At 60.6% G+C, this 17,105-nt stretch carries 6 protein-coding genes and 8 pseudogenes; 7 read left to right on the top strand and 7 right to left on the bottom strand.

What is annotated here, in order from left to right; genetic code table 11:
* Positions 1-118: 118 nt before the first annotated feature.
* Both EI171_RS39710 and EI171_RS39705 read right to left on the bottom strand, forming a co-directional pair.
* Positions 119-878, bottom strand: a pseudogene (locus tag EI171_RS39710) (outer membrane protein).
* 1,004 nt (positions 879-1,882) lie between these two features.
* A complete protein-coding gene (locus EI171_RS39705; protein ID WP_028176055.1) occupies positions 1,883-3,034 on the bottom strand; it encodes a L,D-transpeptidase in 1,152 nt (383 codons plus the stop codon).
* Positions 3,035-3,186: 152 nt separating this feature from the next.
* Here EI171_RS39705 and EI171_RS39700 point away from each other — a divergent pair.
* The 5 genes and pseudogenes from EI171_RS39700 to EI171_RS39680 form a co-directional block, all read left to right on the top strand.
* Positions 3,187-4,071, top strand: a pseudogene (locus tag EI171_RS39700) (IS21 family transposase); the annotation flags it as partial.
* 8 nt (positions 4,072-4,079) lie between these two features.
* A pseudogene (gene istB / locus EI171_RS39695) lies at positions 4,080-4,801 on the top strand (IS21-like element helper ATPase IstB); the annotation flags it as partial.
* 134 nt (positions 4,802-4,935) lie between these two features.
* Positions 4,936-5,397 (top strand): annotated as a pseudogene (locus EI171_RS39690) (IS21 family transposase); the annotation flags it as partial.
* 11 nt (positions 5,398-5,408) lie between these two features.
* Positions 5,409-6,149, top strand: a complete 741-nt coding sequence (gene istB / locus EI171_RS39685) for an IS21-like element helper ATPase IstB (RefSeq protein ID WP_161536478.1) — start codon at positions 5,409-5,411, stop codon at positions 6,147-6,149.
* Between the two features lie 252 nt (positions 6,150-6,401).
* Positions 6,402-6,836 (top strand): annotated as a pseudogene (locus EI171_RS39680) (hypothetical protein); the annotation flags it as partial.
* A 141-nt stretch (positions 6,837-6,977) separates the two neighbouring features.
* Here the strand turns inward: EI171_RS39680 and EI171_RS39675 are convergent.
* The 4 genes and pseudogenes from EI171_RS39675 to EI171_RS39660 all read right to left on the bottom strand — a co-directional run bounded on the left by EI171_RS39675 (position 6,978) and on the right by EI171_RS39660 (position 12,454).
* Positions 6,978-8,003, bottom strand: a complete 1,026-nt coding sequence (locus EI171_RS39675; RefSeq protein WP_161536477.1) for an IS110 family transposase — start codon at positions 8,001-8,003, stop codon at positions 6,978-6,980.
* 180 nt (positions 8,004-8,183) lie between these two features.
* Positions 8,184-8,681: pseudogene (locus EI171_RS39670) on the bottom strand (transposase); the annotation flags it as partial.
* 27 nt (positions 8,682-8,708) lie between these two features.
* On the bottom strand, positions 8,709-11,696 hold the full coding sequence (locus EI171_RS39665) for a Ulp1 family isopeptidase (protein WP_161536476.1): 2,988 nt from the start codon (positions 11,694-11,696) through the stop codon (positions 8,709-8,711).
* A gap of 473 nt (positions 11,697-12,169) precedes the next feature.
* A complete protein-coding gene (locus EI171_RS39660) occupies positions 12,170-12,454 on the bottom strand; it encodes a LexA family transcriptional regulator (protein WP_161536475.1) in 285 nt (94 codons plus the stop codon).
* Between the two features lie 38 nt (positions 12,455-12,492).
* On the opposite strand from EI171_RS39660, the pseudogene EI171_RS39655 reads away from it, so the two are divergent.
* Positions 12,493-13,615: pseudogene (locus EI171_RS39655) on the top strand (IS630 family transposase).
* A gap of 355 nt (positions 13,616-13,970) precedes the next feature.
* A pseudogene (locus EI171_RS39650) lies at positions 13,971-14,381 on the top strand (DDE-type integrase/transposase/recombinase); the annotation flags it as partial.
* Between the two features lie 54 nt (positions 14,382-14,435).
* On the opposite strand, the gene EI171_RS39645 reads toward EI171_RS39650, so the two are convergent.
* Positions 14,436-15,422: an IS3 family transposase gene (locus EI171_RS39645; protein WP_161537170.1), complete on the bottom strand. Its 987-nt coding sequence runs from the start codon at positions 15,420-15,422 to the stop codon at positions 14,436-14,438.
* Positions 15,423-17,105: the final 1,683 nt, after the last annotated feature.

The raw sequence follows: 17,105 nt of genomic DNA, 5'->3' as shown, positions 1-17,105 counted from the left end.
AGCAGACCCGAGCTTACGTTGAGTCCTTCGCATTTTGACCCACCTCAGACGCTAGCAATTCATAGCCCGCAAAAAAGCCCCGGCGAGCCGGGGCTTTGGTTTGCACAGACTGGAGCGATCAGTATCTCGCCGCGATCGGAGCCCCGTAACCACCAAAGCGATAGTTGAACCGAACGGTGACCATGTCCACGTCCTGGCTGATCCGGTCGTTGAGTACCGCCGCAAGGCGCGGATCGACCACGGAGAAGGAGTTATTTGCGTGCCCCATCCACAGGTGGTCGTACTCAACACCGACCGACCAGTTGGGCGTGAAGCCATACTCAAAGCCGACACCCAAGGTACCGCCCCAGCGCGTATTATCTGCCGAGACCAGACCGATCCCGGTGGTGTTGTCGAATATAGTCAAGCGATTGCTGGTCACAGCCGCACCGCCCTTCACATAGAGCAGCGCCGAATTCCAAGCCCAACCGAGTTGCCCGGTGAACAGACCGATGGCGTCAGTCTTTGCCGTGGTTGAGAGCGTCGGATTGAACAGGCTCACCCGCGTGTTCTTGAGGTCGGCCCAATCGCCTTGGGCTTCCAATCCGAACACAAACTGACTGGTTTGCCAGCGATATCCAATTTGCCCGCCGACGACGCCTCCCGACCGATCACCGCACCCGCTCGCGACCGTTCCAAGGGCAGTTACGAAATCCACGCAACTGTGGCTTTGGCCCCAACCGCCGTTGGCACCGATGTAGAATCCCGTCCAGTCATAGATCGGCGCGACCACCGGGGCGGCGCCTTGGTGTAGGGACGGGCCGCCAGATCAGCCGCCGACGCAGGGCGGATAGACCCACGGCCATCATCCCGGCCGCGGCAATCAGAAGCTTTTTCATTACGAGAAATCTCCCCAGAAAGAAGTTCAAAAAAGGCACGACGCCCACCTGAGGAATCAACGCTATCCCGTTCGCCTGAAGGTTGATGTAGCTAAGCTGCAACACTCGGCGCAGATATCTAGCGGAAATTCTTTATATATATTAAGAACTTGCTGGGAACCAAATGCACGTCAACGTGCATATTACGGGACTGTAGATCGCGATCGGGGCTTCCGGTCGCCGTTCGACTGTCGCATGGAACCCCGGCGCGAACCGGCGTCACAAGCCTGTGGCATGACCATTGCACAATGCAGGACGACTGGGATTTCAGCGCTCAGTTAGAGAATAAGCGCTGCCGGGACGCTTATTTCGAGCCCGGCGACGCTTCACTTCCTTTCGCTTGCGCCATCACTACGACGCATCTTGTTTCGACGAGCGGGGTATTCGGCGCATGACTTACGACACGGTAACAGTACATATGCTCCGCGACGTTCTAGACGACGTTCTTTCCAGTCCGTCATTCACTCGTCAGCAGCAGCGATCTGCGGTGGAAGTTGCCGAGCGCGTTCTCTTACTCGCTTCCCAAGGCGAGCGTGAACCGATCAGGATCAAACGACACCTGCTAAATGAGTTTTTGGCATCCGCTGCCAGCGAAGCCAACCGGGGCCGCCCCCTTCGCCTGATCGACGGTGAGCCTGCTAGGTGACCAAGTGCCGCTGGTAACGCCCAGCCGGTTCGATCGTGTCTGCCATGCCACCACTGCCGCTCATCGGAGCATTCCCTGCCCCCTGGCAGGTCGGCTTATGGCCCTTAGCGACAGAAGTTCATGTCCGCTCGCATGTCGGCGACCGAGGCAAGAGCGGACTCGTTGTGCTCAACGTGAGGTTTGTCGCTCGTGACCCAGAACGGACCTCGCGCCGTTTTGGCTTAGGTGCGGACATCAAGAATTTTGCACCAGAATTGCGGTCGAACAATTCCAACGGGTTGCGCAGCGGCGTCGTTTGTTGGTGGGTTGCGTCGCCGCATCAATGCGTTACCACGATGAAATCCGTGTCTTTTCCGGTCTCATGGCTAAATCCGTTGTCGGAAATAATCAATGAAGAGGCCGGCGTCAGAAGTTTAGAGATCCTCTCAACCGTATCCTGAGGTATTTCGATGCGGTTGAGGACAGCGTTGGCCTGATCGGGCGACGGTACCGATAGGGCGGTTTGCTTCACGGGCGCCTCGCGCCCTTTCGTGGCACCCTCGATGCGAGGAAATTCGTCCGGAATCGACACGACGGTCCAGCGAATAGCCGTTCCCTCGTTCTGGAATTCCATTGCGGTAAACACGTGTGTTCCCAGCGGCTCCTCCGAATTTTCGATCTTGACCGGGACATCAAACAACGGCGTGAATCCCTGACGCACGAACAGCTTGCTCAACTTACGACTGACGAAGATGGAGATTGGGACGATTTTTTTTGGCGCGCTTGCAGCGGGAACCGAGCCCGGCACCTGGAGACTGGCGGCTTCCGGAGTCTCCGCGTTTGACACCAGTGATCCCTGCGTTGCTGCGGCTGTACCGATGCTCTTGGTTGCGACGGTGGCAGTCTGGAATTCCGACGAAGCGGACGCGGCTTTCGCTTGAAAAAGATGCGGATTGGTTATCTCGACCGGCTGGACATCACCGTGCGCAATGATCACGCGCGTGCCGCGCTTCGTGAGATGCCAGAGTCGAACGGCAAAATCATTCTTCAAACGGATGCAGCCGTGTGACGCCGGATGCCCAGGCACGACACCGGCGTGCAACGCTATCCCTGACCAGGTGATGCGTTGCATGTAGGGCATGGGTGCGGCGCTATAAATATTTGAACGGTGCCATCGTTGTTTGCTGATAACGCTGAACACGCCGAGGGGCGTAGGATGCCCCTCCATTCCCGTGGACACCGAAGAGCGTGCAATCAGGGCGCCGTTGTCAAAAAGCGAGACTCGTTGGTCTGCTATTGAGATGATGATCTGGAGCGGGCCCTTCGGAAGGGGCTCGGGCGCGGTTTCAGAGTTTGTCTGCCGGTGGTGGTGCTTGTGAGCGTATTGGCCCGGCCAGAACGTGTGTTGGGGTTCAAACAGAAATTGAGCGTGTACGATCCCCGCAGGGAGCATGAAGATGGCGAATACAGCCGTTGTTATCGCGCGCTGCATTGCTCGTAATCCCTGAGCGAACATCGCCCGGTCCAATAGGCACGATTCCATCGTTTCGAAACGATGCGCGAAGCCGACGCCTGATGCGTCATCCCGACCAGCGCGCCAAGCCTCTCCTTCAAATCTGGTCGCAGTGGGTCGAAAATAGGACCGTACTCACAATCTTCGTCGGCAAGGATCGCCTCTACAATCGCCGCTTCCTGCAGATGTGCAGCCATTATCTGGTCGATCCGGTCGCCTGTACACCGGCCTCGGGCTGGGAGAAGGGCCAGGTCGAGAACCAGGTCGGGCTGGTCCGGGAGCGCTTCTTCACGCCACGGCTGCGGTTCAAAAACCTGGACGAGTTGAACGCCTGGCTGCTCGACAAGTGCATCAGCTACGCCAAGGTTCATCGCCATCCGGAGCTGGTCGAGCAGACGGTCTGGGAGGTGTTCGAAGCCGAGCGTTCCAAGCTCGTTCCCTATGCCGGCCGCTTCGACGGCTTCCATGCGGTGACGGCATCGGTCTCCAAGACCTGTCTGGTGCGCTTCGACAATAACAAATACTCGGTCGCAGCCAGCGCGGTCGGGCGCCCGGTCGAGGTCCAGGCCTATGCCGACCGCATCGTGATCCGCCAGGATGGGCGCATCGTCGCAGAACATCCACGATCCTTCGGACGTGGCGAGACGACCTACGATCCCTGGCACTATGTGCCGGTGCTTGCTCGCAAACCCGGCGCCTTGCGCAATGGCGCTCCCTTCAAGGACTGGGTGTTGCCGGCAGCGATCGAACGGATCCGGCGCAGGCTCGCCAGCACCGACGATGGCAATCGGCAGATGGTCGACATCCTCAACGCGGTGCTGACCGACGGTCTGCCGGCGGTGGAAGCCGCCTGTGCCGAAGCGCTCGGCCACGGCGTCCACTCCGCCGATGTCGTGATCAACATCCTGGCCCGGCAACGCGAACCCGCTCCACCGGCCAACATCATGACGCCGGCGGCGCTAACGCTTCGCCATGCGCCGATCGCCGACTGTTCCCGTTACGACAACCTTAGGAGGACCAGCTGATGGAACGAACTCAAATCTTCGACCTCATGGGCGAGCTCAAGCTCTATGGCATGAAGGCCGCCTTCGACGAGATCATGGCGACCGCGATCAAACGCCAGCACGAACCCCAGCGCATCGTCGGCGACCTGCTCAACGCCGAATCAACGAGAAGCAGGCCCGGTCGATCAAATACCAGCTCACCATTGCCAAGCTGCCGCTTGCCAAGGATATCGCCGACTTCCAGTTCGACGGAACGCCGATCAACCAGACGCTCGTCAATGATCTCGCTGGCGGCGGCTTCATCGCTCAGCAGCGCAACGTCGTCCTGGTCGGCGGTACTGGAACCGGCAAGACCCATCTTGCCATAGCCATCGCAAGAAGCTGCATCCGCAGCGGCGCCCGCGGCCGCTTCTACAATGTGGTCGACCTCGTCAACCGCCTCGAGGCCGAGACCCGCAGCGGACGTCAGGGCCGGCTCGCCGAGCACCTAACCCGGATGGACTTCATCGTGCTGGACGAACTCGGCTATCTGCCCTTCGCCCAGTCCGGTGGCCAGCTTCTGTTCCACCTCGTCAGCCGGCTCTACGAGCGCGCCTCCGTGATCGTCACGACCAACCTTGCCTTCGGCGAGTGGCCTAGTGTGTTCGGCGACGCCAAGATGACCACCGCGCTGCTCGACCGGCTGACTCACCACTGCGACATCGTCGAGACCGGCAACGACAGCTGGCGATTCAAAAGCCGAGACGACGATCAAATCACCCGCGCTCGTCTCGCCTCCGCTATCCCGACCAGCTCCGACGAGACGAGCGCTACCAGCAGAACGCGCCGATCAAAGGGGGTCCTTTTGGATGCCGATCGGGGGTCCCAGTCCAATGCCGATTGACAGTCGAAGCGCGGATCTGCGCGCGAACGGTTGAAATCTTCCTGGGGGGCGAGCGCATCGCTGCACACATGCGCGGCAGCGGCAACGGGCGGCACACGACGATCAGCGCCCACATGCCTTCCAGCCACCGGCGGTATGGCGAGTGGACGCCGGCAAAGATCCGCAGCGAGGCAACCCGGATTGGCCCGATGCTGCGCCAGCTGGTCGACCGGATCATCGAGGATCGGCCGCATCCCGAACAGGGCTATCGTTCGTGCCTGGGTATCCTCCGGCTTGAGAAGCGCTTTGGCGCCGAGCGCCTCGAGGCGGCCGCCCTGCGCGCGCTCGAGATCCAGGCGCGCAACTACCCCAGCGTCAAATCGATCCTCGAGAAGGGGCTCGATCGAACGCCCGCGTCGCCCGAGCGCGAGCCGATCATACACACCAACATCAGAGGCTCGGACTATTATCACTAGAAGGGAAGACAATGCTGACACACCCCACACTCCACTTGCTTACCCGGCTCGGCCTTACCGGCATGGCCGAGGCCTTCACGAGCCTCACCGACAATGAGGATGTCCAGGGTCTCGCTCACGCCGAATGGCTGGCGTTGCTGCTGGACCATGAAGCGACTTGGCGTAACAACCGGCGCCTGGCGCTTCGTCTTCGCAAGGCAAAGCTGCGTCATCATGCCGTGCCCGAGGATATCGACTACCGCGCTCCCCGTGGGCTCGACCGCCGCTTGTTCGACACGCTGCTCAAGGGAGACTGGATCAAGAACCATGAGAATTGCGCCATTGTCGGGCCGACCGGCGTCGGGAAAAGCTGGCTAGGCTGTGCACTCGGCCACAAGGCCTGTCGAGACAACTTCTCTGTACTTTACACCCGGTTGCCGCGCTTGATCGAAGAACTGGACCTTGCCCGAGGCGATGGCCGACTCGCCTCGCGGATGAAGAGCATCGCCACCGTCGATCTCCTAATTTTGGACGATTGGGGCCTCCAAGCCATCGATGCCAACGCCCGCCATTATCTGCTCGAAATCCTCGAAGACCGCTACGGCCGTCGATCAACACTCGTCACCAGCCAGCTTCCAATTACCAAATGGCATGAGCTCATAAATGATCCGACTTATGCCGATGCCATACTTGATCGCCTGCTTCACAACGCTCACAGGCTCGAACTGAACGGTGACTCCATGCGTCGCCCACCCGTTCCTCCTCGGCCTTGATTACGCGGTCGGCCGATGAAGACCTAGTCTGCGGCCCGCGAAACTGACCGGCCGCTACGGCACTGTCGGGGGTGCGCGTCCGGTCAGCTTCGCTCCGTCGAGCCAAAATCAAACATCAGACCCGCTCTCTTCGACAGCCGCTTGACCACAGGCTAACGATAGTGCCAATTGCCTTTAACGATCGGGGGCTTTACCTGCGCGCGATCAGATTGGGACGCTGCGCGGCATCAGATTGGAATACCCGCGCGCGATCATTGGAATCCGCAGTATGACGGCCGCACGCTTGCTCCCGTCATCCCCGAGCTCGAAAAGCTGACCGGTGTCGCCGTGCGCCGCATCCACGGCGACAAAGGCTATCGTGGCCACAACTATCCTCACCGCTTCAAGGTCTGGATCTCAGGTCAAGTCCGCAGGGTCACCAAAGCCATCCGCCGCGAGATGCGTCGCCGCGCCGCCGTCGAGCCCGTGATCGGCCATCTCAAGGACGGCCACCGGATGCGCCGCAACTATCTCAAGGGGCGCGATGGCGACCGCATCAACGCCGTGCTCGCCGCCGCCGGCTATATGTGTGGACGCCCCCTTCGATGCAAGAAGAATCTTTTGGATGGTGCGGCGTGTGATCGGGTGCTGACATGTGTCCGACCTCTGATGCGGCCTTTCACATGCCGCGGGCCCGTATGGGAGTAAGCGGATCGGGTCCAAATCAACTTCCCGTGCTCAAGGCACATATAGCCTGGACTGGTTTTCCCGACCTCGTCTCACCGACCGTTGCGCCATACCTCCATTGACCTTCTCACATCTTCGACCGCCTCAGATCCGCAATCTCGCTCACGCGGCTGCGGTCGGAGCTCGATAAATTCCACCCTTCACCATCAGCGCCCAGACGACACGCGCCATCTTGTTGGCGAGTGCGACAATCACAAGCATTCTCGGTTTCTTGGCGAGCATGCGCGTGAGCCACGAGCCAGCCAGGGCGCCGCGGCTGACCGCTTGGCGGACTACGCTGCTGGCTCCAATAATTAGAAGCCTCCGTAGCGTCCGCTCGCCCATCTTCGACATCTTGCCGAGGCGCTGTTTGCCACCGGTAGAGCGCTGCAATGGCGTCAAGCCTAACCACGCGGCAAAGTCGCGCCCCGCTCTAAATACCTCCATTGGCGGCGCGAGAGCCTCAATCGCTGTCGCAACCACGGCGCCTACACCCGGGATCGCCATCAGTCTCCTGGCAACGTCGTCCTGCTTGGCCCGCCTTGCGATCTCGGCATCAAGTACTTTAAGCTTGGCCTCGAGCGCCTGCAGGGTCTCGACCAAGATCGTAAGAATCGCGCGCGCCGCCTCCGGCAAATCGCATCGGGTATCTTGCACAAGTGCGATCAGTTTGGCGACATGTGCCGGGCCGTGTCGCACGACGTCGCCATACTCGGCGAGATGACCGCGTAGCGCATTGATGACCTGGGTACGCTGGCGCACCAGCAGATCGCGAGTTCGGAACACGACCGCGGATGCTTGCTTCTCCTCGCTCTTGATTGTCACAAAGCGCATAGTCGGGCGTTGCGCAGCTTCGCAGATCGCTTCCGCGTCAGCTGCATCATTCTTCTGGCGTTTAATGAACGGCTTCACGTAATGAGCCGCAATCAGCCTTGTAGTGTGACCGAGCTTTGCGATTTCGCGCGCCCAGTAGTGGGCACTGGCACAGGCCTCCATCGCAACTATACAAGCCGGTTGAACGGCGAAAAACCTAAGCACCTGATCTCGCCGCAACTTCTTTCTGAAAACGACCGCGCCCCCCGCATCCGCACCGTGCGCCTGAAATACGTTCTTGGCCAAATCCAAGCCAATTGTGCTAACAGTTACCATGGACGCCTCCTTCAAGTGGTTTCAACGTCTCCACTTTGGCACATCGATGCCGTCGGGGGGCGTCCACCCCATCAACTTCAGCCTGCTCCTGCGATGGTTCGCGGAACTCTTGCGTGCCTTGTTGATCCTCTATCGCAGCCGATCAATGCCAGACCCCGCATAATCCGGTCTCAGAAGTTGTTAATAAGCCGAACTGGGCTGAACTGGACAGTTGAGCGTTGGCCAGAGTGAGGGCAGGAAGAGGGACAAAAGGTCTCTGAGCCAAGCCAGGACACGGCGGAGGTTGTGGCCAACGGCCGAGAGGAGAACGTTAGCGGCATCTCCGGCGCGGCCTTTGAGATAGCAGCGGCCAAGGTGACCTTCGTTCTTCATGTGTCCGATGATGGGCTCGATGGCGGAACGGCGGCGTAGCTCGCGCTTGATGACGCCGAAGACGCCGCGCTTCTGGCCCGAGATGAAGACGCGGCGGGGATTTTGTGTGTCGTGGCCGCGATATCCCTTGTCGACATAGGCCCGTTCGATCGGGCAGCCGGTGAGGCTCTCGGTGCGCTCGATGACGTCGCGAAGGGTGTGACCGTCGTAGGGGTTGTCCGGCAGCGAGCAGGCGTGAAGCACGAACAAGCCGCCGGGAGCTCTTTGGTTGTTGGTGACGATGGATGCCTTCACGCCTAGCTTGTAAAATTCGCGGGATCCGCATAGCCGACCTCAGCCCCTCAGTCGGTTTTGCAGTGCTTGCCGATCGGGGACGAGTTCGTCGAGGTTCAGCTGGTCCGGCTGCTCTCCTTGCGCCAATTGACTAACCAGCTCCCGCGTGGCGTCGACGACAAAGACGCCGCAATCATAGGTGTTGTCCTGCCAAGGCGCGCGGGGCCACTCCAGACGGGCGCCTAGCCGGCCTGCGAGCTGTCTTGCAGGTGTTGCATTGTAGCGTCCGGCGGAGTCGTAGTGATAGGCGACCGGCTCTTGACGATCGCGTCGGTCAACGAGCAACAGCGACCAATGGCTGCCGCGGAAATCAGGAGGATGGGCATCGTTCACTGGCACGAACAGAAAGTCGGCTCTATCGGGACCTTGCCGATTGACGATGCTTTGGAAGGCACTTTGCGTATCGCCCCAGGCCAGCTGCTGATTGGCTACGATGGGGTCCACGAACTGCGTCCGGCCGGCGAGAATCGGATCGATGTTCCGCAAATCCTCCTCCAGGAGCTCATAATCCCTGAGAATATGGTCATCGGTGAGCCACTCCCTATCGCCGAGCATCAGCCCGCTCCGGCTGGAGACGGTCGGATCCAAAGTCCCGATCTGAGCATTGAAGCTGGTTGGCCCCCGCCACGCAGAATCAGCCTCATCGCTGAATTCGGACAGCGTAGGTGCAGTCAGGTCAACCAATGGGAGACCTGAGGAGAGGTTTGAGCCAGCCCTGGCGACGTGCACCGGCGCAAAGCTCGTATTGTCACCCAATTCGAAGGCTGCAGGTGGATTCGGATTAACGGAACTGCGGTAAATGTCTGACAGCCTAGCCGATGGATCCTCAGACCACATCTGCTCGGTCAGCCAAGCTAATTCTTCCCCGCCTGGGATTGGGGCAAGCTCCTGCGGCGCTTCGCGCTGTCGAGCGCCACGGTGATGCCCTAGTCCTGGCCCTGCAAACGGCGGCGGAACGTCAAGCGGCGGCCCCCAAGTGTCATGCGGCTCGAAGGCTGCGAGCGAATTCGAATTAAACGATACTTCAAGACCATCGTCAGCGTCTGAGTGAGTCCTGACAGCAAAGCGCGCTGGCGCTGTTTCCAAGGTCGGCCACATACTCCAATCAAAGTCGGACGGCATCTGCGGCGACCAGGTTGAGGCGGACCAGCCAGATTCCTGCCCTTCAGCTTGAACTATGTCCTGCTCCTGCTGAGGAGGAATCCCGGGCCACCGCGGGCCGTCTTCCACCATCAAATGCAGACCCTGAACGTAATCTTCCGGGACGACCAATGGCCAACGGACAGCCTGCGGCACGCTGGGCTGCGCAGCGGCGGCGTCAAGGTCAGTCGCGACCGCATGCTGCACCGCGGCGTCTTCGTAGCCGCTCTCTGGCACTATCGGCTGCGCCTGCCAAGGCGATGGACCCAGCTGATCGGCGGAGGCCGGCGTCAGCAGGCGGCCGCCCGAATTGCCGACCGCGCTCAACTGCTGCCCGCTGCCAACGCCTTGCAAAGGGTCTAGGGTTCTCGGCCTCTTCGCTGGCCTCAAATCAGCTGGGTCATGCGCACCGCTGATGGGCAGATGGCCAGCCTGCTCCGCCTCCAGCCAAATGCGGTTGCGATCGCCAGCTTGCAATGGCCAAGGAACGGCTGCGCCAGGCTGATCGACACTGTCCGCTGGCGAATGGCGAGGTGAAGCAAGCGCCTCCAGAAGCTCCGCCAAATTTTCGCTCGGCAGCTGCTCAAACGGGTCTTCACTGTCTTGAAGCTCCGCCGCATTATAGATCGGCTGCGAGGACATCGGCTCGTCATCCAGTAGCCGTCGAAGCTCCTCTGGGTCAACGTTTAAGAGCGGCGACCAGGCCAGATCATCCTCCGCCTGCCAAGGGCCTTGCCCGGGGTCAGCGCGCTCCACCATGCGGTGATCAGGGATGATAAGGTCCCCCTCGCTTGGCAGATCACTCCTGGCACGCGCGCCTATCGGCTCGTCCGGCGATTGCCCGCCGTCTTGGCGAAAGGTCAAGGGACGGACCGACGCTCCGGGGTCGGGTGCCCCGTCATGGCGCGCGGCCGGCTCGACAGATAACACAGCGCCGGGTTCATCCATCAGCCCCAAAAGCGAATCCCGATCGTGGCATTCCGCCGGAAGCTCCTTTGGCCCGCCGCCGACTTCCTGCGGCGCGCTGTGCTGCGCAGCGGCGGCGCCGACCTGCCTCGGCTCCTTCAGGGCTGCGTCTTCGGGATCAATATGGCGCTCAAGCTCCATCGCCTTAGCGCCCGCCTGGGATTTGCGGAGATGAGCGAGCGCGGATAGGGTCCTCCGATCACCACCGTGGTGCGCTTTGAAAGTCTTGGCATCTTCATACAACGACGTTTCGGAAAGCCGAGCAGCTAAACTCGGCCGGTTGTTTCGACGAAGATAGTCACTGAAGCGGACAAGATAAGGGGCATAGTTATTGGTGGTTCGGGTCGGTGTTTCGCTCTTGTACTCTTTGATGAGAGTCACGTCCTCGAAGTGAGGATTTGGGCGTCTGACCTGCGCGACACCGCCCATCAACTGCGAGTCCCGAAGATGACGTATTGCCCCGATGATACCCCTGTAATTCCCCTCTGCGATGAACTGACGCGCATCAGCGATTAGTGACTCATGGCTCAGCCGGGTACCGATCGACTTTTTGTTGTTTGCTAAGAGCCAGTGGCCGAAGGTGATTAGGCGACACACATTGGACTTGGCGGTGCTTTCGGTGGCCCCGCCCTTGATGAGGGCGTCCTGAAGCCCACAAATAAGCGAAGCATCCTCGGGATAAAGAGGCTGCGGGCTGCGCCTTATTGCAACCGCTGTTGGCTGAGCCGGCTGCTCCGGCATTGCTTCACCGCTTCCAAAAGCGATCTCGGTCAGGTGCCGCTCAAATATCTCCGCTCCTGGGGACGGAACCGCGGCCGACCTCTGCTGCGGGCCTGCGCTGTCCGATTGTTCACGCACCCACTGGGTCGAGGGGAAATCCATCCGTTCTCACTTTCAAAGATATAGCACTGTTTGAAGCTGGCCTGAATCTGACGTCCCGGGGTTTGCGAACAAAGATCGAGGCCGATTATCTAAGAGTCCACTTCTCGACGTGGCCCTCACACCACAACACCCCCACGAGTATGCCTACACCGTGAGCATCGTGCGATGTGTTCCAGTCCGATCAGCGCCAAGTGTTTAGCCGGGGAAAGCTGTCGGTAACCTGACGATGACCACGTGCAGGGCCGAGAGAGAAGACTGCAACGCGTCCAGCCCTTCTGCGATAGAGCACAAACGCTGGGAGCCTGAGCTTGATCGTCTCCCACGGGACCATCGCAACTGAAATGGCCCTGATTTTGGGACCACGTGCTTGTTGAACGGGCTGCTCCGTTTGATAGACGGAACGCATGATGACGACGAAGACGAGACGCAAGGTCGACGCGGCACTGAAGGCAAAGATCGCGCTAGGTAGTGGTTCACCACAGTGATTTTGACGTTTTGATGCCGAGCCATTCGAGGATCGGCAAGCTTTCCGGCGGCACGAGGATTTCGATGCGTCTGGGGACGCCGGGTCGACGTCGGATGAAGCCGTTTCGTTCGAGGGTGACAATCATCTGGTGGACCGAAGGCGGGCTGACGCGGAAGTGGCGCTGGATGTCGGCTTCGGCGGGTGGGCGTCCGAACATGTGGGCGTAGGTATGGATGAAGGCCAGGTAATGTCCCTGCTTCTCGGTGAAGTGCGCGCCTGATTTTTGACTCATCACTGGATTCGTCCCGGCCTCCGACAAGGAGGCAAAGCATGAATGTACGTTATCGGGTCGAATTGATCCAAGCCGAGCGCGATGAACTGACGGCGATGCTCGGTGGCGGCAAGCACGCCGCCCGCAAGCTGAAGCGGGCGCAGAGCGGCCGATAGGGGCGGCCGCGACGAGGAGATTGCCCGGACCGTGAGTGTCAGCCTCTCCACCGTCGGCCGGACCAGGCGCCGCTTCGTGGAAGGCAATCTGGAGCGGGCCCTGAGCGAGGAGCCGCGTCCGGGCGCTGAGCGCAAGCTGACCGGCAAGGAGGAAGCCCTGCTGGTGGCGACCGCATGCGCCAAGCCGCCCGCTGGCTGCAAACGCTGGACGCTGACGCTGCTGGCCGACACGATGGTCAAGCTCACCGATCACAACAGCCTGTCGGGCGAGACCGTGCGTCGCCGGCTGGCCGAGAACGACCTCAAGCCGTGGCGCAGGGACATGTGGTGCATTCCCCATGTCGACGGCGAATACGTTGCCCGCATGGAGGACGTGCTCGACCTCTACGCCGAGACGCAGAATCCCGCCCGGCCGCTGGTCTGCTTCGACGAGACCCCCATCCAGCTGATCGGCGAGGTGCGCCAGCCGGTCCCGGCCCAACCGGGACAGCGCGAGCGCTACGATTACGAGTATCGCCGCAACGGCACCGCCAATCCCTTCGTCACCTTCGATCCACATCGGGGCTGGCGCAACGTCAAGGTCACCGACCGCCGCGCCGCCGTGGACTACGCCCACTGCATGCGTGATCTCGTCGACGTCCATTATCCCGACGCCGCCTGCATCCGTGTCGTGCAGGACAATTTGTCGATCCATAAGCCTGGGGCGCTGTATGAGGCCTTCGCGCCCGCCGAGGCCCGGCGCATCCTGCGCCGCCTCGAATTCCACTTCACCCCGAAACACGCCAGTTGGCTCAACATGGTCGAATGCGAGATCAGCGTGCTACAGCGCCAGTGTCTCGGCCGCCGCATCGCAGATCCCAAAAGGCTCCGAAACGAGATCGCAGCATGGCAACGGCGGCGAAATAAAACCCGAGCCAGCATAAAATGGATGTTCACAACCGACAAAGCCCGCGCCAAACTCGGCCGCGCTTATCCAGCCACCGCTAAAGAGTCAAAATCACTGTGATGAACCACTAGAAGCGGCGCGGGAGCAGGCGACGGTGGCCGATTTGGCCCAGCGCTATGAGGTTCACCGAACCAGATCTATGCCTGGAAGAAGCAACTGCTGGACCAGGCGGCCCTGGCCTTTGACGCGGGTGTCGGGCGGGAGAGCGAGGACGCTCGCGAAAGCGAGATCGAGAAGCTGCACGGCAAGATTGGACAAAGCGCGATTTTTTTGGCGCGGAGGTCGGAAGATGAGCACGCCGGACCGTCGAGGAATGCTCGATCGCGCCGACATGGCGCTGTCGATCCGCCGGCAATGCATGTTGCTTGGCATCGCGCGCTCTGGGGTTTACCGGCCGCCACGGCCATCTCACGCATCATCCTTGCATCGCTGCCTCCAGCGCAACGGCATCAGCCGATTGCCGGAGGTCGAAGGCAGCAAGCCTTCGAAGAAAAAATTCAAGGCTTATCCGATCGGCTACTTCCATATCGACATCGCTGAGCTCCAGACCGCTGAAGGTAAGCTCTACCTCTATGTCGCTATCGATCGCACCAGCAAGTTCGCCTTCGTGCAACTGGTCAGGAAGCCGGGAAGGACCTCAGCCTCCGCCTTCCTCGAGGCTCTGATCGCGGCTGTCCCCTACAAGATCCACACGGTTCTCACAGACAATGGGATCCAGTTCACTTTCCCACCGCGTTACGCGGGCGGCCCGACGGCACGATACGTGACACATATGTTTGATATGCGCTGCCAAGAGAATGGCATCGAACATCGGCTGACTGAGGTGGTCCCGGTTGTCTGAACAGCAATTCCGCGTCGATAAGTGGAGCTTCTGCCAAAGTTAAGCTGCCGCGCGGAACGGCAGCGGGTTGAAGTAAGCTTGATCCGGGGTGCCGCCGTCAAGGCTCGAGTGAGGACGCCGGCCATTGTAAAAGTCGAGGTATCGGCCGATCGAGGCGCGGGCGTCGGACACGGTGTCGTAGGCGCGCAGATAGACCTCCTCATATTTGACGCTGCGCCACAGCCGCTCGACGAACACGTTGTCGCGCCAGGCGCGCCGGCCGTCCATGCTGATGGCGATGCCGTGACTGGCGAGCGCGCCGGTGAACGCGGCGCCCGTGAACTGTGAGCCCTGGTCGGTGTTGAAGATTTCCGGCTTGCCGTGGCGAGCGAGAGCGTCCTCCAGCGTCTCGACGCAGAATGCGGCCTCCATCGTGATTGAGACGCGCCACGACAGCACCCGGCGGGTTGCCCAGTCGAGGACAACAGCCAGGTACACGAAGCCGCGCGCCATCGGGATGTAGGTGATGTCCATCGCCCAGACTTGGTTCGGGCGTGTGATCTCCATCCCGCGCAGCAGATACGGATAGATCTTGTGTCCAGGCTCGGGCGTGGTGGTACGCGGCCGGCGGTAGAGCGCCTCTATCCCCATCCGCCGCATCAGCGTTTTAACATGCCGGCGGCCGATCTTCAAAACTTCCGCCTGTTTCGTGATCGGCAGGTCGTGCTCTCGGTCGATCATCGCTTTGCGCTCAGCAGGCCGGCTTTGCTGAGCGCGCCTTCTAAAATCGTTCTCCAGCGTGAGCTCCCCGATCTTGGCGTGCAGCGTTTTCACGTCCACCGCGGGCTCGCTCGTTCTGTTGCCACCGCCAGGACCAAATACCTCGGCCGCCGCTTCCTGAAGCTGTGACTTCCACTGCGTGATCTGGTTCGGGTGCACGTCGAAATGTTCAGCCAGCTGGGCCAGCGTCATCTCACCCTTGATCGCGGCTAACGCCACTTTCGCCTTGAATGCCGGTGCGTGGTGCCGACGGGTTCGTCTGCTCATCGTCTCTCCTGATTCGCGGGACAATCTTGCCCGCCGTCAGGCAGAAACTCCACTTATCGCCCTGTCCAGAATTCCGGAGCCAGCTCTGCCCACGGACGGAGTCACGACCCGAGCAGGATGATGATTGCGGCTTGGTTCGTCGTGATCGAATGGGCAACTTTAGCCCTTGCGAGGCTTACTTCGCCTCCAGGGGAGCGAGCATCCTCCGCTGACGTTTTTCTTGCACCGGCGAAGTCGAGGTGGTCTGGCACGATCTGGTCGATCGTGGTGATATGTTGGTAAGCATTCGGAAGACTACGCCGGCCCACTGGAAGTGATCTCGTAGACGGGACGCCGCCTTTGGTTCTCCAGGACCGAGGAAGCTGCTTTGAAAGGACGTTGGGAGGGGTGGATTGGTCTTCCGGCTAATCCAGCACTTGCCCCGGCTTCCTGAAGAACTCTGCTCTACGTCGCATGTGACGTCCCCCGGGACAAAAGAGCAGGCCGGTCGTGGAGGTGTCAGATTGCATAACGACCGGCCTCCTCCGAGCATCGTTTGCCTCATTGTGTCGCTTCATCATTAGTTGGCAGTGCCGTATTCGTGGTGCTGAAACAGGAGCGCGTCGGCCCGCTCGCTGCGCCTGATTTAAGTCGGCGCCGAAGTTTGTCAGGATACCCGTGCCTGAAGAGCACGGCTCTCACGTCAACTGGTGCCGTCACGTTTACTGATACCGCACAGGGAGGCACGAGCACGCCTGTTTCCAGAATTCCGCCAACTGTCGTTGCGAACAGGCGGATCCGGATCATTTAAGGCGCTAAGTCCGACCCAGCTCGCCAAAGCCACGAATCCCAACAGAAACCAAATCACAAGAGCAGGCGGGCCACAACGAAGGGGAGGCTTTTGGGTTGCGGTTCTGAGTCTTGATGGTCGGTCCAGGCTTCCCATGATCGCCAAGTCTGAGGCGACATCGGTCCGTCAAAGTCATGAAGGCTAGTTTCGTCCACGGCTATCTCCCGCCACAACACCTAATTGATCAACCCATGGTAGAATGGCCTGCCCATGAGAGAACCCGTGCCTCTCGGTACAACACCCCGGCGCCATGTGGGGCGGATCGGCCCTCGCGAAGAAATGGGCGCCAACCAGATAGTTGGCCTCACCGATGGGCTCGGGCAGGGCAGTAACTTCGCGGTATTCCCGACGAAGGTGAAAGGCGCCGCGGCCGTGTTCGGTTGTGGACTTTCTGAGCCGCATATTGAGCAATCGCCCTGCCGGTCTTTAGATAGCAGACGGGGATAGGGGCCCCCCGCCGCCGACGGGAGCGGGCTGCCTTGCCTGGGCCAAGTGCTGCTCAAAGCCATCTTGTCGGGTCTGGCTCGTCTGCGGCTGTTCCGAGACGGCGTGCTGCACCTGCGACCAAGCTGGTACATTAAATGGGTCAGAACCTTGCGGGTCCACGCTAACCTCACCTCCAGGATCACCTGAACAGGTCTCGGTAGTCGGGCAAGCTTTCGAGAACCTGACCTGGCCATGGTACCATACAGGGAGTTATTCGCGCTGGCCCACCTCGGAAATGACGGCGCTCGGGACCAGCCTCTCCTCCATCCGCCCGATGCTCCCTGGAGAACTAACGAGATCCTTCTCCATAATCTCTTCCAGCTGGCGTCCGGTCATATCCGACCTAACGGGCTCGTCTAGCGCATTGC

Origin of the sequence: Bradyrhizobium sp. LCT2 (assembly GCF_009931255.1) — a bacterium.
Taxonomy (GTDB): domain Bacteria; phylum Pseudomonadota; class Alphaproteobacteria; order Rhizobiales; family Xanthobacteraceae; genus Bradyrhizobium; species Bradyrhizobium diazoefficiens.
This window is presented reverse-complemented; position numbering and strand designations above follow the sequence as displayed.

Excerpts from the sequence above, each read along its gene's own strand:
- EI171_RS39645 (WP_161537170.1), bottom strand. The coding sequence starts at position 15,422 with ATGAGCAGACGAACCCGTCGGCACCACGCACCGGCATTCAAGGCGAAA.
- istB (WP_161536478.1), top strand. The coding sequence starts at position 5,409 with ATGCTGACACACCCCACACTCCACTTGCTTACCCGGCTCGGCCTTACC.
- EI171_RS39660 (WP_161536475.1), bottom strand. The coding sequence starts at position 12,454 with ATGAGTCAAAAATCAGGCGCGCACTTCACCGAGAAGCAGGGACATTAC.
- EI171_RS39675 (WP_161536477.1), bottom strand. The coding sequence starts at position 8,003 with ATGGTAACTGTTAGCACAATTGGCTTGGATTTGGCCAAGAACGTATTT.
- EI171_RS39665 (WP_161536476.1), bottom strand. The coding sequence starts at position 11,696 with ATGGATTTCCCCTCGACCCAGTGGGTGCGTGAACAATCGGACAGCGCA.
- EI171_RS39705 (WP_028176055.1), bottom strand. The coding sequence starts at position 3,034 with ATGCAGCGCGCGATAACAACGGCTGTATTCGCCATCTTCATGCTCCCT.